We start from the raw sequence: 24,328 nt of genomic DNA on the forward strand, positions 1-24,328 counted from the left end.
CGCGTAGCATGCACCTCATACATGCATTGATTTATTGTGCGTCTGGCTCTGATTTGAGTGCTGCGTTAATACCCAGTCCTTCTGTTTGCTCAGAATAGATCGAGGCGAACCAACCTGGTTTGCTCACTAGTTTAGGAGAAAAAACGTTGCAGCCATCTTTCAGATCTTTCCAGGTTCCGTCTTTACACAGTTTGATTGTTTCGTTGGTCACTTGCGGCAGGGGCAGTGTGATTTTTTGTGGAAACGTCTTACCCTCTATCGCCTGGACTGCCAGCTTCAGGGCCAATGCGCCTGAATAGGGTGGAGAGGCGTAGGAAATTCTGGGAGCACCAAGAGGACGATAGCTTCCAGTAGCGCCATCCAGTTGTGTGTCTGCGGGGAGCATCTGCACACGACCGCCGTTGGAGCCTTCGCCTGCGCATGGCAGCAGATCCTTGGCGTCTTTGCCTGCTTCCAGCTGCATGGAGTTAGCCGTGTAGCAGCCCACCTGAAGCCACAGCCCATCTATCTGGTCCCAGTTTCTGACGGCGACAATTTTTGATAACTCGGTTCGGGCAACGGCCTGGTTCCACATGCCGGGCGTCTCTGCCACAATTTTCATTTCAGGATGTTTGGCAAAAACTTCCTTGGCCGCTTCGGTTCGGTATTTGTCCACCGATGTGCCGGGCACACCCGTGAGCATAACGACGTTGCCTTTGTAGTTCATTTTCTTTGCCAGCCATTCTGCGGTCACTCGTCCGGCCTCGTGCTGGTCGATGGCCACATTATGCGCGCACGGCTCAGTGACCTCACCGTCGTAGGCAAAGACTTTTACCCCTTTATTACACGCATTCTTGATCACACGGTTCAGCGCGGTGGGAGAGATCGGAAATACCACGATAGCTTCGGCGCCGGCCTGAACCATGGCGTTGATTTGTTGAATCTGCTTTTGCGCATTTTCCCCGGACACCTGGACCTGAAGGTCTACCTTATCGGCCAGTTCAGGCGTTTTGGCCATGGCTTTGACCATATTGGCCGCTTCAGCCTGCCAGTCGTTCCCGATGAAACTCATGCTCAGATAAATCTTGTGTTTTTTTGTCGTCTGAGCGTGCGTCACCGCGCTCAGAGGGGCTAATGTAAATGCCAGCAATGTTGCCAGTAGTACAGATTTGGTTTGCATCTTATGTCTCCGGTAAGATCCAACTTCAAATTGAATGAATGTTGTTTTTTCTTTGATTTGCCCATTATTATCAGGCTATTGTATGATCTGTGATCACACTATGAACGGACGTTAGCATGAGATTTGCGATACTGTCAACATTTGCGAGGGAACTATTTCGATGATGGAAATGAGCAATAAATTGAAAAAAGTGGACCGCAGCAAGCTCTCGGATCGGGTGCACACGGAGCTCAGTTCGCTGCTGATTTCAGGACAGCTTTCCCCGGGGGATATGTTCAGTTTACGTGGCCTGGCGGATACGCTTGGAACGAGTGCCATGCCGGTGCGAGAAGCCGTAGGCAGGCTGGTCGCAGAGAGGGCGCTTGAGATTCTCCCCAATCGGGCAATCCGAGTCCCTCTGATGACGGTCAGTCGATTTCTAGAGTTACGAACCATCCGTATAGAACTGGAGGGGCTGGCAACGGCACGCGCGGCCGTCAACCGCAGCCAGAAGCAACTGAACAGAATACAGGACATTCAAATGCAGTTCGAGGTAGCAAGAAAATCCGGAGAGCCAAATGGAAAGGCAGCGGTCAGACTGAATAAGAACTTGCATTTTTGCGTATACGGCGCCGCCGGAATGCCTATTTTGTTCGACATGATTGAAGTGCTCTGGTTGCAGATCGGCCCGGTTCTCAACTACGATCTGGCGGTCAATTCTGAAAGATTGACTAACCGGCAGGCGCATATTCATCATAAAAATATGGTGGAAGGAATAAAAATGAAGCAGCCTGAGCCGGCCCGTGCTGCCCTGGTGGCAGACTTGATGAGCGCAAGTGAATTGATCATACAGAAAAATGTACTCTCGCCCGGATAGCTGGCATACTCGCACCCTATCGGGTTGTCGATTGATATGGTGTCGACAGGCCATTACAATTGAGCGAGGCTAACCGGAGCACACCATGCCGATATTCCAATACGGAAACACCGAAATTGAATGGCTGAGCAAGCGTGACAAGCGCCTGGCGCAGGCCATTGAACGTATCGGATTGATCGAACGCAATACGATCCCCGATCTGTTTGCTGCATTGATTCAATGTATTATCGACCAGCAGATTTCAACTGCTGCGGCGCGCACCGTCAACGCAAGAATTCTGCAGGTATGTGGCGGGCACATGAGCGCCCAGGCGTTGCTGGCAGCCGGACCAGAGAACCTGCAGCGTTGCGGCACGAGCATGAGAAAGGTGCAATATATGCTTGGTGTGGCCGAGGCGGTCCAATCGGGAAAGCTGGATTTGTCTGCGATGGCGGCAATGGATGATGCGCAGGTGATTCAGACCCTGACAGATTTGAAGGGCATTGGTATCTGGACCGCTGAAATGCTGATGATATTTTCGCTTGGTCGCCCAGATGTGTTGAGCTGGGGCGACCTGGCCATTCAGCGAGGCATAATGCGTCTGTACAATCACAAGGCGTTGCCGCGCGATCGCTTCGAACGTTACCGGCGGCGTTATTCACCCTACGGCAGCACCGCATCGCTTTATTTGTGGGCGCTGTCCAAATAGTTATTTGGCGATTCCAACTGCTGTTTTGGCGGCATCAAGGCGCCTGAAAACCTTCGTTCAAGCGCCAGTACAGTTCACAACATTCCGCTGCATCATCCCTCGGGAAAGTCCCTATATTGACGAATGTCGATAAATCACATTAATATGGTTAAACGTTTAATCATATTCAACGATTATTCATTGATTTTCTAATTATTGCCATTGCTTTCATCCGATATTTTCATCTGTTATTTTTACTAATTTTCTAATAATTGCACTGTTACCAGTTGCGCGATTAATGTGGCATCGGACTCATGCGTTCTCATGAACGTGGATTGGTGTTGCCAGCGCGCCTTCGAACTGGTTGCGCGCGTCAACAACACGAGGCCAATAATGATAGAGCAGCAGTTTGATTTCGAGAATCTGAAGGGCAGGCTGTATACCGCTGTGCTATCGGATGTACTCGATAGTATGGGTTACCGGAACCAGGCAATGCTGCCGTTTGTGCGTCCACTGTCCGAAGAGCACACAATGTTTGGCCGTGCGCGGACAGGCTATTTCATGAACACCTTTTCTGTTGCACCAGGCGAGAATCCTTACGAACATGAAATAGCCCTCATTGATGATCTGAAACCTGACGATGTGGTCGTACTGGGTTGCGATGGCCCCACAACCCGTATTGCGCCCTGGGGAGAACTGCTTAGTACAGCATCTCAATACCGCGGCGCGGTCGGCTGCGTTACCGATGGTCTGGTCAGAGATATTCGATATATTCGCAAGTTGAATTTTCCGGTATTTCATGGCGGAATCGGGCCGCTGGATTCGCAGGGAAGGGGCAAGATGATGAATTACGATTTGCCGATTCAATGTGCGGGAGTGACGGTCCGCCCCAATGATCTGGTGTTTGGCGATGCCGATGGGGTCATTGTGATTCCGATTGAAGTAGCGGCGCAGGTGATTGAACAGTCACTGGAAAAAGTGGAAAGTGAAAACCACACGCGCCAGGAATTGGCCAAGGGCCTGCTATTGCAGGACGTCTATCAGAAATACGGCGTACTGTAATGTGCCGGGCTTAATCATAACCAGGGCATGATGAGCAAAGTGTCGGCAGGCAACAGTGTGGCGTTTTCCTGTCGGCTTATGGTCCAGTCAGATGGATGCGGATGTTCCGGCCGTAAACGCTACGAATTAAATGCCAACTGGCATGCGGGTCGGCTTGGCTCAGCCTGCGTCCGGGAAAAGCCAGAGCAAATTCCGCGAGGTTAGAGGCTTAGTGTGCAAGCAGGATAGACTTGGTCGGTATGCCGTCTTCAGCGCAATGTCGTACCGGCCGCCGGCATTACGGGCAGAACCAATGTATTGAATTCAAAATGTCCATTTTCCAGCCTGGACAGCAGGGCTTGGCCGCCCGTCTGGCCTAATGCATAGGCCGGCGAATGTACCGATTCCAGTACTGGTTGCAGAGCAGCATTGGTGTCAAATGCATTGAAGCCGGTAATGCCGATATCGTCAGGTACCCGATGTCCATTGTCGGTCAGATGTCGATAGGCAACATAGGCGAGCCGGTCATTGGTGCCAATTACAACATCGGGCACGCCGTGCGCCGCCATGGCAGCATCCAGCGCCTGCTGGATAGACTGATGCTGATTCTCGTCACTTGAAATAATCTGGTAATTGCATTTGTGTTTATCCAGTACCTTGCATAGTCCTTTTACCCGCGCTTCGATTGCGTGCCATTGCAATTGGGGCGTCAGTATGAAAACCCGCTTTGGGTTGTGCAATGCGATTTTCATTGCCAGTGTTTCTGCGCCGCCCTGATCGTCCTGATTGATAAAACAGCAGTCTGCGAGCGATTTTACGGGTTTTTCCTGAAACACCACGACGGGATGTCCGCTGGCAAGTACCTGATCAAGATAACGCCGACGTCGTGCAATAGGCCCCGATAGCATCAGGCAGATGGCATCGACCACCGATTCCTTCAACAGGAATGATTGTTCGAAGTTCGCCGGCGCAATTCCGTGCAGCAACAGACCATAGTTATGGCTACCAAGAAAGTTTGACAGGCCGGCAACCAGATGCGTGGTATAGGGGTCAGTGAGAAAGGTGGGCGAATCGTCGACGATCGCCATGCCGACAATATAATTGCGCTGCGTGCGCAACTGACGACCCGTGCGGTTCGGCCGGTAGTTCAATTGCTGGATGATGCGCTGCACGCGCTCAACCGTTTCTGCAGAAATGCCTTTATTTATGCCATTGACCACTTTTGAAACCGTGGCAATGGAAACCTTGGCCTGCTCTGCGACGGTTTTTAGTGTAATAGGCTTCATGATCTGCTCGATATCAGAATGAAAATTATAGCGTACCGTACGGATATGGGGTAGGGGTGTTGCTTTGATCGCAGACCAACCTGCAGAAGGCAGCCAACGCTTATTTTTAAATTGAACTTCATTTGGATTGATTGCGAATCCAAGGGAGGCTTAAAACAAGTAGGATTAAAAGGTCATAAACCCATACTATTGCATTTTAAGACCATTTGGATTATTCTCATTCAACAAAAGGAGACATAAAAATGATCCAGCTACCACGGATGCTGTGCGGCATCCTGCTTATCGCCATTATGGGCGTATCCCTTGTTCATGCACAAACCTATCCGCAAAAGCCGGTAGTTCTGATTAATCCTTATGCGGCAGGCGGACCGGCCGATGTTCTTGCCCGCAAACTTGCCTCGGAACTGCGCACTGAGCTGGGCCAGCCGGTGATTGTCGAAAACAAGCCGGGGGCTGCAGCGGCCGTAGGCACGGCCTATGTGTCCAAAGCGAAGCCGGATGGCTACACCTTGCTCATGGGCACTTCTGCAGGGCATGTCGTAACACCATTGCTGCAGAAGGTAGCCTATGATGGTATTGCCGATTTTAGTTTTATTGGGATTGTGACGCGGCAATCGAACATGCTGGTTGTCAATCCTGCGTTGAAAGTGGATAACGTCAAAGAACTGATCGCATATGCGCGAGCCCATCCCGGGCAATTGAATTTTGGTTCAGCCGGTGCGGGTGGTGCGACGCATTTGAGCGGCGAACAGTTCATGCGCAAAACCGGCGTCGAACTGGTTCATGTACCTTATAGCGGGGCAGCGCCGGCGCTGACCGATCTGATGGGAGGTCAGGTGCAACTGGCGTTTTTGAATCTGTCGGCGTCGCTCCAGTATGTGAAGGATGGGCGCTTGAAAGCGCTGGCGTACGGTGCAGACAAGCGTTCACCCTTGCTGCCGGATGTACAGACCATGCAGGAGGCGGGTGTACCTGATGCACAAGTGGCAACCTGGTACAGTCTTGCCGCGCCACAAGGCACGCCCGAAGCTGTCGTGGAACGACTGAACAAGGCGCTTCTCACAATCAATAGCAAGCCCGACTATCAGGCGTTCCTGCGCAACGTCGACGGCGAGATATTATCGCTGACACCGGCGCAAACCACCGATTTCGTCCATCATGATCAGGGTGCGATGGCCGAGCTGCTGCAAGCGATTGGCAATGCCAAATGAAATAGGTAAAAAGTAAAGGCGCTGCCAGCATTAGCCCAATTGCAACCGTAATACCAGCGCAGCAAGGGTGACCAGCAATACCGGCAATGTCAGAACAATACCAACACGGAAATAATAGCCCCAGGTAATTCTGACCCCTTTTCGCGCAAGCACGTGCAGCCAGAGTAGCGTTGCCAGGCTGCCTACCGGTGTAATTTTCGGACCCAGGTCGCTACCGATGACATTGGCATAAATCATCGCCTCACGGACCAGGCCGGTGGCCTGACTGCTTTCAATTGACAGGGCGCCGATCAGCACGGTGGGCAGATTATTCATGACAGAGGAAAGCAGGGCAGTGAGCACGCCGGTTCCCATCGTTGCGGCCCAGATGCCGTGGTTGGCCAGCAGGTCGAGAATCTGCGTGATATACCCTGTCAGTCCTGCGTTGCGCAGTCCATAGACAACCAGATACATGCCCAGGGAGAAAAAGACAATGGACCACGGCGCTTCACGCAGCACTTTGCGGGTACGGATGACGTGGCCCTGGCCTGCAACAATCCACAGGATGAGCGCGCCGGCCGAGGCAATGACACTGACAGGAATGCCGCTGTCTTCCAGCAGAAAAAAAACCAGGAGCAGCATGATTAATACCAGCCAGCCCGTAAAAAATGTTCGCCTATCGACAATCGCCGAAGCCGGCGTCTTCAGGGCCGCTTCGTTATAGGCGAGTGGAATATCGGCACGAAAGTAGCTGGCCAGCACCAGGAGGGTGGCGACAACCGATACAAGGTTTACCGGAACCATGACTTGTGCATACCGGGCAAAGCTGATATCGAAAAAATCCGCCGATACAATATTGACCAGATTCGAAACGATCAGCGGCAAGCTTGCGGTATCTGCAATGAATCCGGCTGCCATCACAAATGCAAGTGTCGCAGCCGGGCCAAAGCCCAATGCCGTAAGCATGGCCATCACAATTGGCGTGAGGATCAATGCTGCACCATCGTTGGCAAACAAGGCAGATACCGCAGCGCCAAGCAGTATCACGAGACAGAAAAGTACCCGTCCCCGTTCCTTTCCCCAACGCGCCACGTGCAACGCAGCCCATTCGAAAAAGCCCGCTTCATCCAGCAACAGGCTGATAATGATAATTGCAATGAATGTGGCGGTTGCGTTCCAGATAATCGCCCACACCACCGGAATATCTGAAAAATGTATGGTGCCGGTCATCAATGCCAGCGCTGCGCCCAGCATCGCGCTCCAGCCCACGCCCAAACCGCGCGGCTGCCAGATAACCAGAATCATGGTAAAGACGAAAATAACAAGGGCAATCAGCATATGGACAGCTCATAAACGGATCCGGCAATAATATGCGGATCGCAAAAAGTGGGTATGGACAAATCCCTGGGTTATTGTCCGGTTGGTTCACCTACGGGCGCAGTCGCTTTTTTTGCTTTGTATTCCTGTTTCTTCTGAAGCAAAAGGCAATGCAGCATTTCAGATGACAGGCCGTGCAATACCAGCCGATGTCCGGCACGCAAGGTGGACAAGGGCACCAGTGGGTGATGGTTGTTCACCAGCATCAGGTGCTCCGGCGCCTGCAGGATCTGGGCCGCGTAAATCCCGATAGTCTCATCAAGTTGTAACGAGTTGGCAGCTCGCCAGAAATCATTATCGGTCAGCAGCAATTGATACAGCGGCGTAAACAGTTCAATGGCGCTTTGCAGATCCAGTACATTGCTGCGTGTCCTGGGCATGTCCTGCAGGCGGACAGTCGGTTCGTGTAGCATTGAAAAATCAGGATCTTGCACCGGGCCCAGGCGCAGACCCGCATCAAGCAAGGCCTGGTTCAAACGAATGACGAAGTTGTAGAGATTAATATCATGCTTGACGAATACGTGATCTCTCAGGTCATCTATGGTGTCCGGTGCCAATGGGCTTGTCGAAACAGGGGCCGGTGAATTGGCCGCAATGAAAGCCAGGATCTGGGATCCAAGATGAAAATGCCGCAAGATAAGCCAATTGGCTTGCGGTGATACAAAGCGCTTGAGCCCCCACACCAGGATGCGGTGCAACGGGGCAGACTGGGCCCAGCGCCTTGGCAGAAACGTCTTGACTACCTGGATCAGGATAATGCACAAGCGAGCCAGCGGCCGCAAAAAAGGCAGCAGATATTGGCGCGAACTTGAGCTGGAATCTTCCAGCCAGGCCTGCTTGACCTCATCGGGAAGCGGGGTGCTTTGATCAAGGTAGGATGCCAGCCATGGGCTTGGATCCTCAGGGTTATGTTCTTTTTTGAGAAATTCAGGTTGGTCACTGATCACGATTCGTACTCTTTTGCGTGATGAAATTGCATGAGATAAAGTGCTGCGGTGCGTCGGGCAGTATCCACGATCTGGCGCTCGGCACGACCACGATTGTCGCAATCGAGCGCAAGTGAAACGGCAACCAGCCAGCGTTGCAGATGATGCTGGTCATTATGGCCATGATATTCCAGAAATCGGAAAGCGTCGGCCGGCAGCGGCAGGCTTGCCCTGAGCAATGGCAGCAGGGCAGGGACAATTCGCTGTCCCGTTCCTTCGATAATGTAGATGGCGCCCAGCAGCCCGATGGGGTTTGCTGTATCGGCCAGGCCATGTAAATAGGCATTCAGCGCTTCGCCACCGGGGTTGCGGCGTAATGCTTCAATATCCGCTACCGGTCCGCCCGCCTTGCGGTAATCTTCGAAAAGAATCTGAAAATCATTTTGTTCTTCACCCGCGTGCAGGTTGATCAGGTCTGCCAGTGGCGCGTACTGGCCCGAGAGCGAACTGGTTGCCTTACGCATCCATTTGGTGCCTTCGCGCACTTGCGGAATCCAGTGGGCTGTCCAGTTGATATAGTCCTGCGTGTCAAAGTGACGTTCCCGCAATGCGCTGACAAGGGGCGTGCGCCAAACCCGGGAGCGGTAATCGTGCCAAATGGTGGCCAATTCCGTCAGCAATGGGGCCAGGCCTTGAGGCGCTTGAACCGGGTCGTGAGGCGGTCTGATCGCTTCGGCGTCCAGCGTGTCGGCAAGCTCCCGCGAGCGGGTCTGGGCAGTCACGCCGGGCAGGGGGGCTACAGCTGGCCCATCAGACACATCCGCATTGGCTGGATGAGAGCGCAACTGCGTTTCCTGTCTTGGTGAATCGTTTGCTGTCTCTACTTCGAACAGCATGTACGCAGTCGTGAACCGGCCGGATTCGGGGACATAGCACAGGATCTGATCACCAGCAGCCAGCGTTTTGGTTTGCAGAAATTCAGCCAGCATGATCAGTATTGAAGCCGCGCCGGTATTGCCGCGCCAGGCCAGGTTACTGAACCAGTGTTCTCGGGGGATCGACAGACCGGCCTGATCCAGCAGGTCTTGGACCACGGGAATGAATTTTTCAGAGGAGTAGTGGCACAAAAAGTGGCGGATGCGGGCGGGGTCGACCCACTTGTCCCGTACCAGCTTGACGTATTCGTGAATGCCGATATCGAACAGGTGCGGCAACAGCCTGATGTCCTGGCGCAAGGCGAGGGCGCCATCGGCTTCGGCATCGGCCCAGGACGGATAGTCAAGATGGCCACGCTGGCGATCGGCAGATAGGCCCAATTGCATGCAGACAGGATAGTCGCCAGAGAAAGAGCGCTGGTGAATCCATTTGAGCCTGATGCGTAGGCCCGGTAGTATCGATTGACCCGCTTGCTCGATGCCCGACAACAGGACTGCGCCAGCGCCATCGGATAACATCCAGCGCAGGAAATGCGCGTCAAAATCGGCATCATAGCCACGAGAGGCGAACCGGGAGCGCTTAAACAGACGCGACGGCATTTCGCTTGCCACGGCGATACCGTGCGTGTGGGCGCCGGCCTGTATACCCTGGGCGACCGCCTGAATGGCCGCCACCCCGGCTGCACAGATGCCGTGGATCGATACCGTTTCCATGGGCGGGGCAGACAACTGGCCCTGGATCATGTTGGCAAAAGCCGGCATGAGCGTGTCGCCGCCAGAAGAACCACTGGCAAGCAGCGAAATATCTGACAGTGTCAATTGCCCTCGCTGCAGGCAATCGGTTACCGCCGCAGAGGCAAGCATGGCATTGGTGTGCGTTGTATTGCCGTCAGAATCGATGGCGTAATAACGCCGCTTGATGCCGTTTTCTGCAAGAATGCGCTGCTTGATCCGGCCAGAGATACGGTTAAGCGGCGCGATGTACTCGTCCATGCGCTCGTTCTCTACCGGGTCTCCGGGTAGAAAATAACTGGCTTGCTGTAAAAATACTTGGTCAAATTGGATAGGCATAATCAGGCCATCAGGAAGTGGACGGGGGCAACGGGTCAGTATGGGTATGCATTAGCGATTGACTGCGAAAGCGCGGGCTGACGGTGCCCTTAACAAAGGTGCGCATCATATAGCGTATTAGCCCACCCTCGAGCAATGCAGGATGAATCTGGCTGCGATACTGGTTCTTATGCAAGTGGGTCAGCAGCGACCAGTGGGCGCGCGAGTGTTCGTGGTGCGCGGTGTGCAGACCGATATTAAATAAAAGGGGGTTGACCCATCCTTCGAAATTACGGGCATAGGCAAGTGACGACTGCGCTTTGCGACCTTGCGCAGAGCCATCGGCATGGGCGTGCTGCAAATAATTGGTGGCCAGTAACCAGTGAAGCCCATGCAACTGCGGGATGATCACAAGCAGAATGGTTTTTCCCGGGTTGATCGCCAACAGCATTGCCCAAAGCAGCATCCATAATGCGTACTGGCACAAGCAATAGCGCCAGACGCCCGGTTTATGCCGACGCAATCTGCCAAGCCAATGAAAAATGGCCGGATACAACACGCCGATTGCCTGAAATGGATGCAGCACATAGCCGGGCAGAGTATTGGTGTCGCCTGCGGCAAACCGATAGGTGCGCGCAATATCCTGTTCACTATGCTTATGCCGATGATGATTGGCCACATGCGTTGGGAAAAAGACGCAACTGGGATGTCCTTGCAACAGCGTAATAAGCAAATCAGTACAACGGTTGGCTCGCTTGCTGTGCCACATGCGCAGATGAGTATGGTTGTGATGGATAACACCAATGCCCAGCGTCAGAAACAGCAGGATCGGATATAGCACAGCAGAGACGCCGTAGATCCATTGCCAAATTACAAGCGTCGGCAAGGCCAACATATACAGCAGGCTTTGCCAATCTCTGGCATATTTCAACTGAGGAAGGCCGGATTGCCGTTGTCTGGTTGGCCGGTTTTTTGGGCCTGATTGATTGCGCTGCAGCGTCATGTGGTGCCTGCATCCATCGAGTCTGGCAGCTTGCGTTTGGCCAGTCGACCAATGACAAGCCTTGCGGCATCTGCTTTAAGACGTGTGCCGAACAGGCGATCCATGAACGTGAACTGAAAACCGTAATTGCCGTTATAGCAGGCGTGATGCAGATGATGGCGGCGGCTCGCAGCAAACCAGTGTGCATAGGACACGCCTGGGCAAAAGTCATAATTGGCATGGCCAACACAATTGAAGAACAGGCTGAACAGTGGTACCGAAAACAGCGCCCAGAAACTGAAGTCATGTAAAAGCATGGGCAGCAGAATCACATTGCCCAGCATCAGGGCTTCAATGGGATGGAAACTGTACGTGGCAAACGGCGTTGTAACCACCGAGCGATGGTGCGGCAAATGAAACCGACGAAGCCAGCGCGTGTGCAGCAGCCTGTGGTTGAGCCAGAAATGGACATCGTTCCAGATGGCAAGCACGAGAATTTCAAGGACAATCTGCCATCCGGAAGGGTTCGGGTCCAAAGAGGCCCACCCTAGTTGCAGCAACCCCCAAGGGAAAATCATGCCAATGCCGAAAATGAGGATGGAGAGCCCAGACCAGGTAAACTCATGACGCAATTGGGCGGTAGTGACCGGTCGCGGGTCCAGAATGCGTCCAATGCCCAGCGCTGGCAACAGATGCCGGGTCAAGGTCCATGTGATGCTACCGAAAAGCAGATAAATACCGCAAAAAAACAGCAGCCCCCATAGGATGACCTGCCATGCGGACAGCGATTGAAAGACTTGATCCATATTATTATGAAGTTATGTTAATCGCGTAATGATAGCCACTGTTATTATATTTTGACCATATCCCGTTAGAAAGTATCGGAATATCATATACGGCAATTTAATTTAATCAAGAGGAAACCGCTGTGAGCTAAGTCAAGGCTTGGGACATGATTTGACTTGCTTGCCTGCGATGCTCATCCTTGAATACAGGCAACACTGCCAACCTACTAGCACGGATAAACAGCCAGTAGAGCGTTTTAGTTGCAAGAGCAAGGAGCGGCCAGGCTGCCTTCTTATGTGTCCCCTTCGGCTGAATAATCTAAATTGATTACTTAATTACCCTAAAGTGATACGATGACTTATAAATATAACTTATCGCTTCAGGAGAACGTCATGGCAGCACCGATTAAGCTCGTCCAACGGAAAAGGGCACTGTCGGCTAAGGTAGCAGATCAGTTGCGTGCTCGTATAGAGAGTGGTCAATACGCACCAGGCGATAAACTGCCAACCGAGCCTGTCCTGGTGCAAACATTCGGTTTTAGTCGCACCGTCATTCGGGAGGCTATTGCAGCCCTTCGGGGTGATGGCTTGATCGAATCTCGCCAAGGGGCAGGGGTGTTTGTGCTTGACACGCTCGAGCCGCCTGAGCTGCTGATGTTGTTTACGCATGCCACAGACAAAATATCAGATATTATCGAGGAACTGGAATTGCGGATCGGTATTGAGGTGGAAGCCGCCGGTCTTGCCGCCACGCGCAGTTCTCCCGCCCAGGAGGCGGAAATACTGGCTCAACTGGACCGATTTGTCCAATTGGCCAATGAAGGCAAACCAACAGACGACGCCGATTTTTGTTTTCATATGGCCATCGCCACCGCTACGAATAATGCGCGATTCAAGGTTTTCCTTGAGCATATTGGCCGGCGCATGATTCCCCGCGTCAAGTTCCGCTCCGTGATGGGGGGTATGGATCTACTGCCCAACCGCGACATCACCATTCTTGCCGAGCATACTGCCATTGCCGATGCGATCTTTGCGCGCGATCCTGAACGCGCCCGCGATGCGATGCGCACGCATCTGATGATTGGAATACAGCGCTATCGCGCGCTCACCCGCAGCAGGATAATTCACGAAACCACACAGATTGTGTCATCAAGTACCCATGACCGAACGTGAAGTTAACGTCAGGGATGATTGACATTTTCCTTGAAGTCATAATATGATTGCTCATATAGTCATATTATCAATATTAAATTAAAGGAAGTCTGTCAATCACCCTATTCTTAAGCGCCGCACTGTAAAAAAAAAGCAGCAATAACCGGTGCTCTGGAGCCACTCTTTCGTTTTGTTTGCACAAATACGAGACTGGATCTGGGGCAGGGAACATCAAGGCTCAAGGCAGATGCGATTTGGTTGCAACACTTTCGAGGCTGCCACTTGCCATAGACCCGTGTTGCCGGTGAAGAAAAAGGGTGCACAACAGGTTCATAGATAGCGCCAGTTTCTGGCCGGTAACGGGCAGGGTCGCGCCAATACAAGTACATCCAAGGAGGATTTATATGAGACAAACCAACATTGCATCACTGGTGGCTGCCGCTTTCCTGGCCATGGCGGCATCCACGGCAGGCGCTCAAGATGCCAACCATGATATACGCATTGTGCTGCCCGAGCAGCCAGGAAATCTGGAGTCTTGCGGCACCATCATCACGACTGTTGGACAGGTGTTGAGCCAGAATGTGACCGAATCGCTCACTGTTATCAATACTGTAACAGGCCAGCCTGAGCCCAAGCTTGCCACAAAATGGGAACAACTGAACCCGACTACGTGGCGGCTTACCCTGCGTGAGGGTGTCAAGTTTCACGACGGCGCTGATTTGAACGCAAAAGCGGTTGCTTTTTCGATTGACCGCATGACAGGGGGAAAGCTTACCTGCAACAACATGGCCAAGTTTGGCAATGCCAAACTCACTGTCACGCCGGTTGACAACTACATAGTAGAAATTAAATCGGATCGACCTCAGCCCATTCTGCCCACGCTACTGAGCGTGGTGATGATTGTCTCTCCCAACACGCCGGCGGACAAAGCGGTGAATGATCCGGTTGGCACGGGCCCGTTCAAGCTTGCAAGCTTTACGCAGCAGAATGTTGTGCTCGAGCCTTTTAGCGGCTATTGGGGCAGCAAACCGGCTGTATCCAAGGCCACTTATATATGGCGCCAGGAATCGTCTATCCGCGCCGCCATGGTAGAGACGGGCGAGGCAGATCTCACGCCTGCCATTGCCATCCAGGATGCAACCAATCCGCAGACGGACTTCGCTTATTTGAACTCCGAAACCTCGGCAATTCGCATTGATGCGCAGCAGCCTCCGCTCGATGATGTCCGCATTCGCAAGGCATTGAATCTGGCTATCGATTGGGAAGGGCTCAGCCAGCTTTTTGGCGAAGACGCGCAACGTGCATCCCAAATGGTGGTGCAGGGCATCATAGGCTATGATAAAAATCTTAAGTCCTGGCCCTATGATCTGAAGCAGGCACAGTCGTTGATTGCTTCGGCCAAGGCCGATGGAGTGAAGGTTGATACCGAAATCAGGCTTATCGGCCGAAATGGGATCTATCCCAACGGCGGGGAAGCCATGGAAGCCATGATGACGATGTGGCAGCAAGCAGGCCTGAACGTCAAGCTTGTCATGCTCGATGTCGCCGACTGGTTGCGCTATCTGCAAAAGCCTTATCCTGAGGATCGCGGGCCTACCTTGCTGCAGTCCATGCATGACAATAATAAAGGCGATGCCGCATTCACCATCCCTATTTTCTATCGCTCCACTGGCCAGTATTCAGTAATGAACAGCCCTGAGATGGACAAGGAAATTGATGCCGCCATGGCAGCCACTGGCGCTGATCGAGAGCAGGGCTTTCAGAAGATTTTTGACAAAGCTCGCAAGGAGTATGTGACCGACATACCCATGTACCACATGATAGGCTATACGCGTGTGGGCAAGCGGCTTGAATGGAAGCCGGACATTAGCACCAACAGCGAAATTCCTCTGGCCAATATTCGTTTCAAGAAATAGTGTTTCCTTCTGTGCGGGTGTCGCTTGTCATGGGCAGCCGCGCAGTTCCTGCATACAAGGCAATTGAAGGATCCGAATATGTTTAGTTATCTTGGACGGCGCGCGTCCTACAGTGTCATTTCCATTTTGGGTCTATTGACGCTGGTTTTTTTCCTGACACGTCTTACCGGCGACCCTTCCGCACTATATCTTCCGCTGGACTCCACGCCAGAGGCACGTGCGGCATTCGCTCATTTGAATGGCCTGGATCAGCCCACGTATATTCAATTCTGGCATTTTCTGACCGACCTGCTGAGGTTGGATTTCGGGGAGTCCATGCGACAACACCGATCAGCCATGGGCGTGGCGCTTGAGGCCTTTCCGCAAACGCTTAAGCTTGCCGCGGTGGCCATACTGCTTTCGACAACGCTGGCGATCATTATCGGATCGGTCGCCGCTGCTAAACCCCGCGGTATATTTGACCGACTGGCCAGCCTCGTATCGCTGGCGGGTGCCAGTGCCCCCGATTTTTGGGTGGCGATTGTCGCCATCCTCGTATTTGCCGTGGGGCTGGATATACTGCCTACGTCGGGCACCGGCGGTTGGCAGTACTGGATTATGCCTGTCTTTGTGCTGATGCTGCGCCCGTTCGGCCTGCTGGTCCAAGTGGTGCGCGGCGCGATGCTGTCGTCGCTGGCCTCGCCGTATATCAAGACTGCTCGCGCCAAGGGACTAAGCAGGCAATCCATTGTGTTTGGCCATGCCTTGCGCAATTGCTTGCTTCCTGTCATCACGGTTGCCGGCGATCTGGCTACGGGCCTGATCAACGGCGCAGTGATCGTCGAATCAGTGTTTGGCTGGCCGGGCATAGGCAAGCTTATGATCGATTCGATCATCCAGCGTGATTTTGCAGTCGTGCAATCGACCATTCTGGTCACGGCTATCGCTATTTTCATTTTGAATATTGTGATCGATTTGCTATATGCGGTACTCGATCCACGAGTCCGGTACTAATCATGCAAACCACTTCAAGTACGCTATCGACCCCATCTTCCCCCCAGTATTCGAGTCTGTTGCTGCGCTATCTGCTGCGGGACAAGCTGGCCCTGGCCGCAGCCCTGTTGCTGGCAATACTTGTGCTGGCGGCACTGCTGGCACCGTGGCTGTTGGGTGACGCAGCGACCAGGCTTGGCCTGCGTTATCGCAATTTGGCTCCGTTCAGCGCAGCGCACGGCTGGCTTTTTGTCCTGGGTGCGGATACGCTCGGGCGACCGATTCTTGCACGCTTGCTGGTCGGAGCCAGTAATACGCTGGGCATCGCCGCCGCAGCAGTTGCGCTGTCATTGACGATTGGCGGTTTGCTCGGACTGATCGCCGGCTATTCCGAACGCTGGTACAGCCACGTTATCCTGCGGATGGCAGACATCATCATGAGTTTCCCTTCGCTGCTTCTGGCCTTGATTGTTCTGTACACGCTGGGACCTAGTGTTACCAATCTGATTATCGTGCTGGCCATCACCCGTATGCCTGTTTATCTGCGTACTGCACGGGCCGAAGTGCTTGAGGTGCGAGAACGCATGTTTGTGAGCGCGGCCAGGTCCATGGGGGCCGGATCCATACGCATTGTACTGCGCCATATTGCACCGCTTGTGGTGCCCACGCTCATCACCATTTCAGCGATCGATTTCGCCACCGTCATTCTGGCTGAATCGGCGCTTAGTTTTCTCGGACTGGGCATACAGCCGCCCGACTTTACCTGGGGCGCCATGGTGGCCAATGGCCGTGGCTATCTGAGCAGTGCGTGGTGGATTGCCTTCTGGCCTGGGCTGGCCATCATGCTGGCAACATTGTCACTTAATGTTTTGTCTAGTTGGGCGCGTACCGTCGCGGACCCTCAGCAGCGCTGGCGCTTGCAGAAATTAAAGAGAGCACGACAATGAATGCCATGACCAATAGACAGGCCATTTTGGAGGTTGCCGATCTGACGGTGGACTTTCTGTCTGATAATGAACCAGTGCGAGCGGTAGATAATGTATCGTTTCATGTATGCCGTGGCGAGACGCTGGTTATCCTGGGGGAGAGCGGTTCCGGCAAAAGCGTCAGTACCAGTGCGGTCATGGACCTGGTTGACTGTCCACCCGGCGATATCGTTCGTGGAGCCATTCGTTTCGAAGGTAAGGATTTGCGAGGGCTGAGCACCGAAGCGCGCCGGAGCATCAACGGCTGCAAGATTGCCATGATTTTCCAGGATCCGCTTGCCTATCTGAACCCCGTATATACAGTGGGCCGGCAGATAGCCGAGGTGTTCGAGAGTCACGCGGTGGCACGCGGTAGCGCGGCACGGGAACAAGTGATAGACCTGCTGCGCCGGGTTGGCATACGCGAACCGGAGCTTCGCATCGACTTCTATCCGCACCAGTTTTCAGGTGGACAGCGCCAGCGTGTGATGATTGCAATGGCGATTGCCTTGAAGCCCGATATCATCATTGCTGATGAGCCCACAACCGCTCTGGACCTGAGCGTCCAGGCGCAGATCCTGGATTTGCTTCGCGATCTTCAGCGCGAACATGGCATGGCATTGATTATGATCACGCACGATCTGGAGGTGGCCTCTTCGATGGCGGACCGTGTCATTGTGATGAAGGCAGGAAAAATTGTAGAGTCCGGTGTGGCGCAGGATGTCTTTACGCAGCCACAGCACCCCTATACCCGTGGTCTGATTGCCGCATTACCTCACGGGGACGTGGTCGAATCCTCCAACCAGCGCGCGGCGGTGATCGGGGAAGATATTCTGTTACGCGTGGAGCATCTGATCAAGGATTATCCTGTATCTTCTGGCCCTTTCAAAAGCAAGCGCCTGCTGCGAGCCGTTGACGATGTCAGTTTTACCGTGCGCAAAGGTGAAACATTAGGCATTGTGGGCGAATCGGGTTCCGGAAAATCAAGCGTGGCGCGCATGCTGCTGCGTTTGTTCGACGCGAGTTCAGGCGCGGCCTACTACCGTGACCAGAATATCTTCGAGATGAACGAGCGTGAGCTGCTCTCGTTCCGGCGTAAAGTGCAGATGGTGTTTCAGGACCCCTTTGGATCGATGAACCCCCGTATGAGTGTCAGACAAATCGTGTCGGAATCCTGGGCTATTCATGGCGATGTTCTGCCCAAGGCGCGATGGCGCGACAGAACCATTGAGTTGCTGGAACTTGTCGGCTTAAGGCCAGAGCATGCTGATCGTTATCCGCACCAGTTTTCAGGAGGGCAACGCCAACGCATTGCGATTGCCCGTGCGCTGGCGAGCGAACCGGAGCTGGTGGTTTGCGATGAAGCCGTGTCTGCGCTGGACGTATCCATTCAGGCACAGGTGATTGAGCTGCTTGCCGATCTGCGTAATCGACTTGGTTTATCCTATGTTTTTATTACACACGACTTATCTGTGGTGCGAACGCTTGCGGACAGAATCATGGTCATGGAGCAGGGCAAGGTGGTGGAGTTGAACGATACTGCTACCGTGTTTACCGCGCCCAGTCATGACTACACGCGCCGTCTGCTGGCCGCCGCGCCACGGCCAAAGTGGTTGTCGACCCATTCGGGCGACAGGATTACTGTGCCAGTATAAATATGGAGATCAGGCTGATCGGTATACATAATGGCACGTTATAGAGAAAGAATTATTACGATATAAAAAAGGAGATGCAAATGGATACAGCAGCGCAAGGCGGCAATCGTTTAGCTCGACGAGCTTTTATCAAGGGAGGCCTGGCCATGTCAGCCGTTTTGGGGTCAGGCCAGGCTGGTGCACAATGGTCTCAATCGCTACGGTATCCTGATCCTGGGGTGGAGATACTTGATCCATCCTTTACAAAATACCGCATATTCAATTCGAGTATTGAACGTCTGGCCACCGGCTTTCGCTGGCTGGAAGGACCGGTTTGGATTGGTGACGGCAACTATTTGCTCGTTAGCGATATAGCCAATAATCAAATTATCCGCTGGGACGAGTCAACCGGTAAGGCTTCTGTTTTTCGCAAGCCAGCAAATTTTCCCAACGGTAATACACGCGATCGGCAAGGGCGGCTACTCACTTGTGAAGGTGCCGTAACGCGACGCATCAGCCGTACCGAATATAGTGGAAATATCATTACGCTAACCGATAGTTTTGAGGGAAAGCCATACAATTCGCCCAACGACATCATATGTAAAACAGACGGTTCAGTCTGGTTCACAGATCCGCCGTTCCAGCTGGGAAACGATTACGAGGGTCGGATTTCGAAACAGGAATTGCCGGACGCGGTATATCGTATTGATGCGCAAACCCGTAAAGTGCATAGAGTTATTAATGATCTGGCCGGTCCGAATGGTCTGTGTTTTTCTCCGGATGAGAAAAAACTGTACGTTGTAGAAGGTCGCGCCAAGCCAAGCCGAATTTTATGGGTATATACGGTCGGGCCCGATAACGAGTTAAGTGAAAAGACCAAATTCCTTGAAGTAGATGGCGCCGGTGCGCTTGATGGAATTAAATGTGATCAGGATGGCAATATCTGGGCCGGATGGGGCAGCAACGGAGCCCCTGGCGCAGATTCTGCAAAGTTGGACGGCGTGATGATTTTCAACCCGCAAGGGCAGGCCATAGGACACATACATTTGCCAGAGCGTTGCGCAAATCTGTGTTTTGGTGGTGAGCAAAATAATCGACTGTTCATGGCGAGCAGCCATTCTATTTATTCCGTATTCGTCAATACGCGCGGAGCGGTTGCATTCGATTAATGATCACTTGACCTTTTGATCACAAATAACATACTGCTTACATGAGCTTGTTATGTTCTGCTGGTTGCACTCGGTGCAACCACGTTGCGTTTGATCTCCCCGTTATCCTATCTGTCGATATCTCGGCATACGTATAAGGTAGGTTACCGTTGCGCGTGTAGTAGTATGGTAATACCTGCTGCCATCTGGTTTGGGCTACGCTGCAAATATGCGAAGAGGCTCTATGGGTTGGAGGCGGGTGCCATAGGTTAGCAAATAAGATCGCTTTTTCGCATGGACCGCCATACTTAACCAACTAAATTGGAGCAATTCATGCCGAATAAAGAAAGTGTACGAAACGCCATTGTTACCGGTGCTGCAAATGGAATAGGGCGCGCCATCGCCTTACGTCTCGCAGAAGACGGGCTCAACGTAGCTGTAAACGATATAGAGGCAAATCGTCACGAATTGGAAACCGTCAGAAGTGAAATAAAAAAAATTGGACGCAACAGTGTCGTGGTTACCGGTGATGTTTCCTTTGAAAATGACGTTCAGCGAGTGATTGATGACAGCGTCAAAACGCTAGGCAGCCTCGACGTCATGGTTGCCAATGCTGGCATAGCGCAAGTGAAACCCTTGCTGGAAATTTCAACGGAAGATTGGGATCATATGATGGCGGTCAATCTACGAGGTGTTTTTCTTTCCTACCAGTTGGCTGCAAAGCAGATGATATCGCAGGGGAACGGAGGAAAAATCATTGGTGCTGCATCGATTGTCGCCTATCGACCTTTTGCGCTTCTTTCGTCTTACTCAGCCTCTAAATGGGGTGTTCGTGGCCTTACACAGGGAGCCGCCATGGAGTGGGCGAAATATGGCATTACCGTAAATGCTTATTGCCCTGGTATCGTGGGCACCGCGATGTGGGACCTCATTGACGAGAAACTTGCAGAAAATGAAGGATTGAATAAAGGACAGGCAATACGTAAATATTCCGATCTCATTCATCTGGGACGTGTTTCAGTTCCGAAAGACGTTGCACAATTTGTCTCCTATCTTGCCTCAAATGATTCAGACTATATGACCGGGCAGTCGGTCATGATCGATGGAGGCATCCAATTTTCTTGACATACAAACGTATAAAAGGAGCGAAGTACAGGTATTTCGAGCACATTCGGTATACCTGGTTTTAGCAGTTCGGCAGGTCTGCGTATCACCTCGGATACAAAGACCTTCGCCTTGCCGAAATGTAAAAAGAACCAATGCAACTGCAGGTGGAGCTGCACCCACTCAGACCAAAGAGCGTCATGTGCAGCAGATTCAATATTGCCCTTATTAGTCCGAGTAAGCCACGCAGGCATCACAACGGGATTCACTTCTATCGTAAAAAGTTATCGGAATAAAAGTAATGATCATAAGTAACGTTTTACCGTTGCCATTCTGGTTGTTAGTGATTCCAGCTTGCTTTAATCAACATGATTGAAGTCTGACTGCTGTTCAGCCGGGTGATCGACCGTGAGAAATTTTAATTGAAGCAAGGTATCTTTGGTGAGTTCTACAATCGCATCGATGCCAGGATTATGCGTTGCTGTCATGTATGAGATATAGAACCCTGCTGGTTCGATGGGAGGTGAACAAGGCAAGGTGCGCACCGAGCCGGAGGCCAGCATCTCTTGCAATAGCGGCAAGGGCAATATGGCTATTGCATGGCCAGCCGCAACCAATCTGGCAATCAACGCTAATGAATTACTCGTATTGAGTGATTTTGCCTTCACTCCACCTGAATGCAGCCATCCATCTACAACGGCATAGAGCGTAGATGGCGCCGAATGTGTGGCAATACTCAAGCCATGGGCATCATTTGGCTTAAATGGCACAGGCAGGATAGGAGCCGACGAGGACGCAACCCAGGCAAAGGGCATCCATCCAATAAAGCTATCTGTGGCTTCCGAGCCGGTGGAAGGGTTGGTCAGGATCGCTATGTCCAGCTCCTTCGCATTGAGCTTTTGGTTCAGGACAGATCCCACATCGACAGTGATTTCCAGGTCAAGCGAGGGGAAGTGTTCCTTGATCTTTGCGATCACAGCGGTAAGGCCCACAGTTGCTGAGCATTCATCTGCTCCAAGACGCAGTTTTCCGGAAGGGCTTCGGTCCTTGCGGAAATGTTCAAGCTGGCGGCTGCTATTGAGTGCCTGATCAGCATGGCGCAAAGCCGCTGTGCCGATCTCGGTCAGTGTGACTCGCTGACGAGTCCGCTCAAATAGCTTGGAATCGAGTGTGTCCTCCAACTCCTTTATGCGAGCGGATATGGCCGGTTGCGACAAATGCAAATGTCGCGCGGCTGCATGAATACTGCCCAAATGAGCAGCCCAGTAAAAGGCTTCCATCTGACTTAGGGTAATCCTCATGATAAGAAATATCTCTCAAGTAAGGGGGATTTTTGATTATTGTGAGCGCAAGACTGCGTGATATTCTGCTCGTAACTTGATGGCGTTTTCTATGACGCTCCGAATTTTTTATTTACTTATATTATCACGATTAGCATGTACCTGATTCATCCAATGCCACTACCTATTTCCGCGCACGACCTGGCACTACTGAAGCGCGCCGAACCGGCCACGGTCGGACATTTTCGTACCGTCGGATTCATGGATTCTGGTATTCGAGCCCATGTGCCGGACCGGCGGATCGTCGGCACAGCCGTGACAGTCAGGATGCCAGGAACGGATGGCGGGATTCTGCATCACGCCATGGGTTGCGCACGTCCAGGCGACGTGTTGATCATCGACCGTTGCGGTGAAATAGTAACCGCTGCATTTGGTGGTGCCATGGCCTATGCCGCGAGTCAGGCGGGCGTCGCAGCATTAATCGTCGATGGATGCGTTACTGACTTGGGGGAACTGCGAGAACATGGCGTACCTGTATGGTCGCGAGGGCCCTCCATCGTTACAACGCGCCTGCTTGCTCAAGACGGGGAGTTTTGCGGTTCAGTCAGTTGCGGTGGCGTGCCGGTTCATCCGGGAGATGCCATATTGGCAGATGAAAACGGTGTGTTGGTATTGCCACGTGACCAGATATGTTCGGCAGCGCAACAGGCTATCGCATTTCAGGAACAAGAGAAACAAACGTTGGCAAGATTGCGTGCGGGAGAGAAATTTCCCGATATTGTCGGATCACGTGCCGCTATCGAAAACAATATCTTTGCAGTTGCCGATTGAGAGTTCATTTTTTGCATTTTTCAGAGGATAGAAACTTATGAGAAAAATAATATTCACACTTGTCATGGCTTCGGCATGCATGTCTGCAGCCGCCCAGGACTTGCCCAAAACCCATTTTAAAGTAGTCGGCGGCGGCAGCCACAACTACACGTTCGGATCAACCGAGAAGCCGTTCTGGGAGGAGACACTACCGCAAGCATCCGGTGGCCAGATCACGGCGGATCTGAGTGGTTTGGCTGAAAGCGGGCTTAAGGGACCCGAAGTCGTACGACTGATGCGGGTAGGCGCGATCGATATCGGCATGGGCGTGTTCGCTTACGTTAGTAGTGATGATGCGTTGTTCGAAGGTGTGGATTTGCCCGGTATGGCACCGGACATCGACAGTGCACATAAGATCGCCCAGGCTTATCGGCCCGTACTGGACAAGCGGATGCGGGAACGACATGGGATCAAATTGCTTGCGACGGCGTCATACACGGCACAGGTATTTTTCTGTCGTGAACCCGTGAAGCAGCTGAGCGATCTCAAAGGCAAGAAGGTACGTACACGTGGCAGGAATATGGCTGATTATGTGACCGCGTTGGGCGCCAATCCTGTCACTCTACCGTTTGCGGAAGTCGTTACCGCTCTGCAGACGGGCGTTATCGATTGCGCTGTAACCGGGATTGGTTCAGGTAACGCAGCAAAATGGTTTGAGGTGGCTAATAACCTCTATAACCTGCCAATAGACTGGTCTGTCGGATTCTATGGAATAGGTTTGAAGCGTTGGCAAAAACTCGATCCTGCGGTACAGAAGTTATTACAGGAACAAGCACAGGTACTAGAGGATCGATTCTGGGCGGAGACCAAGCGCGAGAACGACTTTGCCCTTGCTTGCAATACCGGGCAAGGCCAATGCCAGATTCACGAGAAAGCCCATATGATAGCGGCTGCCCCGACCGTACAGGACCAGGAGAGTTTGCGTGAAGTTGCTCAAAAAGTGGCGCAGGCGTGGGGTAAGCGTTGTGGCAAGGAATGCGTACAACAATGGAATGAAACGGCGGGAAAGGCAGCCGGAATCACGATACGTTGA

21 protein-coding genes are annotated in these 24,328 nt (G+C 52.6%); 13 read left to right on the plus strand and 8 right to left on the minus strand.

Translation table 11 applies throughout. From position 1 onward, the window contains the following. Positions 1–31: 31 nt before the first annotated feature. Complete coding sequence (locus tag EV681_RS10320) at positions 32–1,159, minus strand: sugar ABC transporter substrate-binding protein (RefSeq protein WP_130303871.1); 1,128 nt, start codon at positions 1,157–1,159, stop codon at positions 32–34. Positions 1,160–1,328: 169 nt separating this feature from the next. On the opposite strand from EV681_RS10320, the gene EV681_RS10325 reads away from it, so the two are divergent. The 3 genes from EV681_RS10325 to EV681_RS10335 all read left to right on the plus strand — a co-directional run bounded on the left by EV681_RS10325 (position 1,329) and on the right by EV681_RS10335 (position 3,744). Then, positions 1,329–2,015 carry a GntR family transcriptional regulator gene (locus EV681_RS10325; protein WP_242612188.1) on the plus strand — a complete coding sequence of 229 codons (687 nt, stop codon included), beginning with the start codon at positions 1,329–1,331 and terminating at the stop codon, positions 2,013–2,015. Positions 2,016–2,100: 85 nt separating this feature from the next. Next, positions 2,101–2,703 carry a DNA-3-methyladenine glycosylase family protein gene (locus tag EV681_RS10330; RefSeq protein WP_128394187.1) on the plus strand — a complete coding sequence of 201 codons (603 nt, stop codon included), beginning with the start codon at positions 2,101–2,103 and terminating at the stop codon, positions 2,701–2,703. 372 nt (positions 2,704–3,075) lie between these two features. Further along, positions 3,076–3,744 (plus strand): RraA family protein, encoded by a 669-nt coding sequence (locus tag EV681_RS10335; RefSeq protein ID WP_128394560.1) that lies wholly within the window; start codon positions 3,076–3,078, stop codon positions 3,742–3,744. Positions 3,745–3,992: 248 nt separating this feature from the next. Here EV681_RS10335 and EV681_RS10340 read toward each other — a convergent pair whose 3' ends face one another. Then, positions 3,993–5,009 (minus strand): LacI family DNA-binding transcriptional regulator, encoded by a 1,017-nt coding sequence (locus EV681_RS10340; RefSeq protein WP_207227027.1) that lies wholly within the window; start codon positions 5,007–5,009, stop codon positions 3,993–3,995. Between the two features lie 242 nt (positions 5,010–5,251). Here EV681_RS10340 and EV681_RS10345 point away from each other — a divergent pair, with 242 nt between their 5' ends. Continuing rightward, a complete protein-coding gene (locus EV681_RS10345; protein ID WP_130303874.1) occupies positions 5,252–6,220 on the plus strand; it encodes a Bug family tripartite tricarboxylate transporter substrate binding protein in 969 nt (322 codons plus the stop codon). 30 nt (positions 6,221–6,250) lie between these two features. On the opposite strand, the gene EV681_RS10350 is transcribed toward EV681_RS10345, so the two are convergent. The 5 genes from EV681_RS10350 to EV681_RS10370 form a co-directional block, all read right to left on the minus strand. Continuing rightward, positions 6,251–7,537 carry an arsenic transporter gene (locus EV681_RS10350; protein ID WP_130303875.1) on the minus strand — a complete coding sequence of 429 codons (1,287 nt, stop codon included), beginning with the start codon at positions 7,535–7,537 and terminating at the stop codon, positions 6,251–6,253. Positions 7,538–7,608: 71 nt separating this feature from the next. Then, the gene (locus EV681_RS10355) at positions 7,609–8,520 is read right to left on the minus strand and encodes a DUF6999 family protein (RefSeq protein WP_130304066.1); all 912 of its coding nucleotides are present in this window, start codon (positions 8,518–8,520) and stop codon (positions 7,609–7,611) included. After that, positions 8,520–10,508, minus strand: a complete 1,989-nt coding sequence (locus EV681_RS10360; protein WP_130303876.1) for an iron-containing redox enzyme family protein — start codon at positions 10,506–10,508, stop codon at positions 8,520–8,522. Before EV681_RS10360 ends, EV681_RS10355 begins: the two co-directional genes overlap by 1 nt. Before the next feature lie 10 nt (positions 10,509–10,518). Further along, positions 10,519–11,382, minus strand: a complete 864-nt coding sequence (locus EV681_RS10365) for a fatty acid desaturase (protein WP_423191202.1) — start codon at positions 11,380–11,382, stop codon at positions 10,519–10,521. Between the two features lie 104 nt (positions 11,383–11,486). Then, a complete protein-coding gene (locus EV681_RS10370) occupies positions 11,487–12,275 on the minus strand; it encodes a sterol desaturase family protein (RefSeq protein WP_128394182.1) in 789 nt (262 codons plus the stop codon). Positions 12,276–12,647: 372 nt separating this feature from the next. Here EV681_RS10370 and EV681_RS10375 point away from each other — a divergent pair, with 372 nt between their 5' ends. From EV681_RS10375 to EV681_RS10405, 7 genes are all read left to right on the plus strand, one after another. Next, positions 12,648–13,427 carry a FadR/GntR family transcriptional regulator gene (locus EV681_RS10375; RefSeq protein ID WP_130303877.1) on the plus strand — a complete coding sequence of 260 codons (780 nt, stop codon included), beginning with the start codon at positions 12,648–12,650 and terminating at the stop codon, positions 13,425–13,427. A gap of 383 nt (positions 13,428–13,810) precedes the next feature. Continuing rightward, the gene (locus tag EV681_RS10380) at positions 13,811–15,322 is read left to right on the plus strand and encodes an ABC transporter substrate-binding protein (protein WP_130303878.1); all 1,512 of its coding nucleotides are present in this window, start codon (positions 13,811–13,813) and stop codon (positions 15,320–15,322) included. A gap of 78 nt (positions 15,323–15,400) precedes the next feature. After that, on the plus strand, positions 15,401–16,315 hold the full coding sequence (locus tag EV681_RS10385; protein ID WP_128394179.1) for an ABC transporter permease: 915 nt from the start codon (positions 15,401–15,403) through the stop codon (positions 16,313–16,315). 2 nt (positions 16,316–16,317) lie between these two features. Then, positions 16,318–17,241, plus strand: coding sequence for an ABC transporter permease (locus EV681_RS10390; protein ID WP_128394178.1), 924 nt, complete (start codon positions 16,318–16,320; stop codon positions 17,239–17,241). Between the two features lie 5 nt (positions 17,242–17,246). Further along, a complete protein-coding gene (locus tag EV681_RS10395) occupies positions 17,247–18,914 on the plus strand; it encodes an ABC transporter ATP-binding protein (protein WP_242612189.1) in 1,668 nt (555 codons plus the stop codon). An 80-nt stretch (positions 18,915–18,994) separates the two neighbouring features. Beyond that, positions 18,995–20,062, plus strand: coding sequence for an SMP-30/gluconolactonase/LRE family protein (locus tag EV681_RS10400; protein ID WP_130303880.1), 1,068 nt, complete (start codon positions 18,995–18,997; stop codon positions 20,060–20,062). Positions 20,063–20,374: 312 nt separating this feature from the next. After that, positions 20,375–21,166, plus strand: a complete 792-nt coding sequence (locus EV681_RS10405) for an acetoin reductase (protein ID WP_130303881.1) — start codon at positions 20,375–20,377, stop codon at positions 21,164–21,166. 338 nt (positions 21,167–21,504) lie between these two features. On the opposite strand, the gene EV681_RS10410 is transcribed toward EV681_RS10405, so the two are convergent. After that, the gene (locus EV681_RS10410) at positions 21,505–22,425 is read right to left on the minus strand and encodes a LysR family transcriptional regulator (protein WP_242612190.1); all 921 of its coding nucleotides are present in this window, start codon (positions 22,423–22,425) and stop codon (positions 21,505–21,507) included. A gap of 174 nt (positions 22,426–22,599) precedes the next feature. Here EV681_RS10410 and EV681_RS10415 point away from each other — a divergent pair, with 174 nt between their 5' ends. Both EV681_RS10415 and EV681_RS10420 read left to right on the plus strand, forming a co-directional pair. Further along, positions 22,600–23,256 (plus strand): RraA family protein, encoded by a 657-nt coding sequence (locus tag EV681_RS10415; protein ID WP_242612191.1) that lies wholly within the window; start codon positions 22,600–22,602, stop codon positions 23,254–23,256. Positions 23,257–23,293: 37 nt separating this feature from the next. After that, positions 23,294–24,328 (plus strand): TRAP transporter substrate-binding protein, encoded by a 1,035-nt coding sequence (locus tag EV681_RS10420; protein WP_130303882.1) that lies wholly within the window; start codon positions 23,294–23,296, stop codon positions 24,326–24,328.

Source organism: Advenella incenata, from assembly GCF_004217095.1.
Taxonomy (GTDB): domain Bacteria; phylum Pseudomonadota; class Gammaproteobacteria; order Burkholderiales; family Burkholderiaceae_B; genus Advenella; species Advenella incenata.

Excerpts from the sequence above, each read along its gene's own strand:
- EV681_RS10400 (WP_130303880.1), top strand. The coding sequence starts at position 18,995 with ATGGATACAGCAGCGCAAGGCGGCAATCGTTTAGCTCGACGAGCTTTT.
- EV681_RS10395 (WP_242612189.1), top strand. The coding sequence starts at position 17,247 with ATGACCAATAGACAGGCCATTTTGGAGGTTGCCGATCTGACGGTGGAC.
- EV681_RS10405 (WP_130303881.1), top strand. The coding sequence starts at position 20,375 with ATGCCGAATAAAGAAAGTGTACGAAACGCCATTGTTACCGGTGCTGCA.
- EV681_RS10350 (WP_130303875.1), bottom strand. The coding sequence starts at position 7,537 with ATGCTGATTGCCCTTGTTATTTTCGTCTTTACCATGATTCTGGTTATC.
- EV681_RS10340 (WP_207227027.1), bottom strand. The coding sequence starts at position 5,009 with ATGAAGCCTATTACACTAAAAACCGTCGCAGAGCAGGCCAAGGTTTCC.
- EV681_RS10420 (WP_130303882.1), top strand. The coding sequence starts at position 23,294 with ATGAGAAAAATAATATTCACACTTGTCATGGCTTCGGCATGCATGTCT.
- EV681_RS10410 (WP_242612190.1), bottom strand. The coding sequence starts at position 22,425 with ATGGAAGCCTTTTACTGGGCTGCTCATTTGGGCAGTATTCATGCAGCC.
- EV681_RS10380 (WP_130303878.1), top strand. The coding sequence starts at position 13,811 with ATGAGACAAACCAACATTGCATCACTGGTGGCTGCCGCTTTCCTGGCC.
- EV681_RS10390 (WP_128394178.1), top strand. The coding sequence starts at position 16,318 with ATGCAAACCACTTCAAGTACGCTATCGACCCCATCTTCCCCCCAGTAT.
- EV681_RS10345 (WP_130303874.1), top strand. The coding sequence starts at position 5,252 with ATGATCCAGCTACCACGGATGCTGTGCGGCATCCTGCTTATCGCCATT.
- EV681_RS10320 (WP_130303871.1), bottom strand. The coding sequence starts at position 1,159 with ATGCAAACCAAATCTGTACTACTGGCAACATTGCTGGCATTTACATTA.
- EV681_RS10385 (WP_128394179.1), top strand. The coding sequence starts at position 15,401 with ATGTTTAGTTATCTTGGACGGCGCGCGTCCTACAGTGTCATTTCCATT.
- EV681_RS10415 (WP_242612191.1), top strand. The coding sequence starts at position 22,600 with ATGCCACTACCTATTTCCGCGCACGACCTGGCACTACTGAAGCGCGCC.
- EV681_RS10375 (WP_130303877.1), top strand. The coding sequence starts at position 12,648 with ATGGCAGCACCGATTAAGCTCGTCCAACGGAAAAGGGCACTGTCGGCT.
- EV681_RS10360 (WP_130303876.1), bottom strand. The coding sequence starts at position 10,508 with ATGCCTATCCAATTTGACCAAGTATTTTTACAGCAAGCCAGTTATTTT.
- EV681_RS10365 (WP_423191202.1), bottom strand. The coding sequence starts at position 11,382 with ATGTTGGCCTTGCCGACGCTTGTAATTTGGCAATGGATCTACGGCGTC.
- EV681_RS10370 (WP_128394182.1), bottom strand. The coding sequence starts at position 12,275 with ATGGATCAAGTCTTTCAATCGCTGTCCGCATGGCAGGTCATCCTATGG.
- EV681_RS10335 (WP_128394560.1), top strand. The coding sequence starts at position 3,076 with ATGATAGAGCAGCAGTTTGATTTCGAGAATCTGAAGGGCAGGCTGTAT.
- EV681_RS10330 (WP_128394187.1), top strand. The coding sequence starts at position 2,101 with ATGCCGATATTCCAATACGGAAACACCGAAATTGAATGGCTGAGCAAG.
- EV681_RS10325 (WP_242612188.1), top strand. The coding sequence starts at position 1,329 with ATGAGCAATAAATTGAAAAAAGTGGACCGCAGCAAGCTCTCGGATCGG.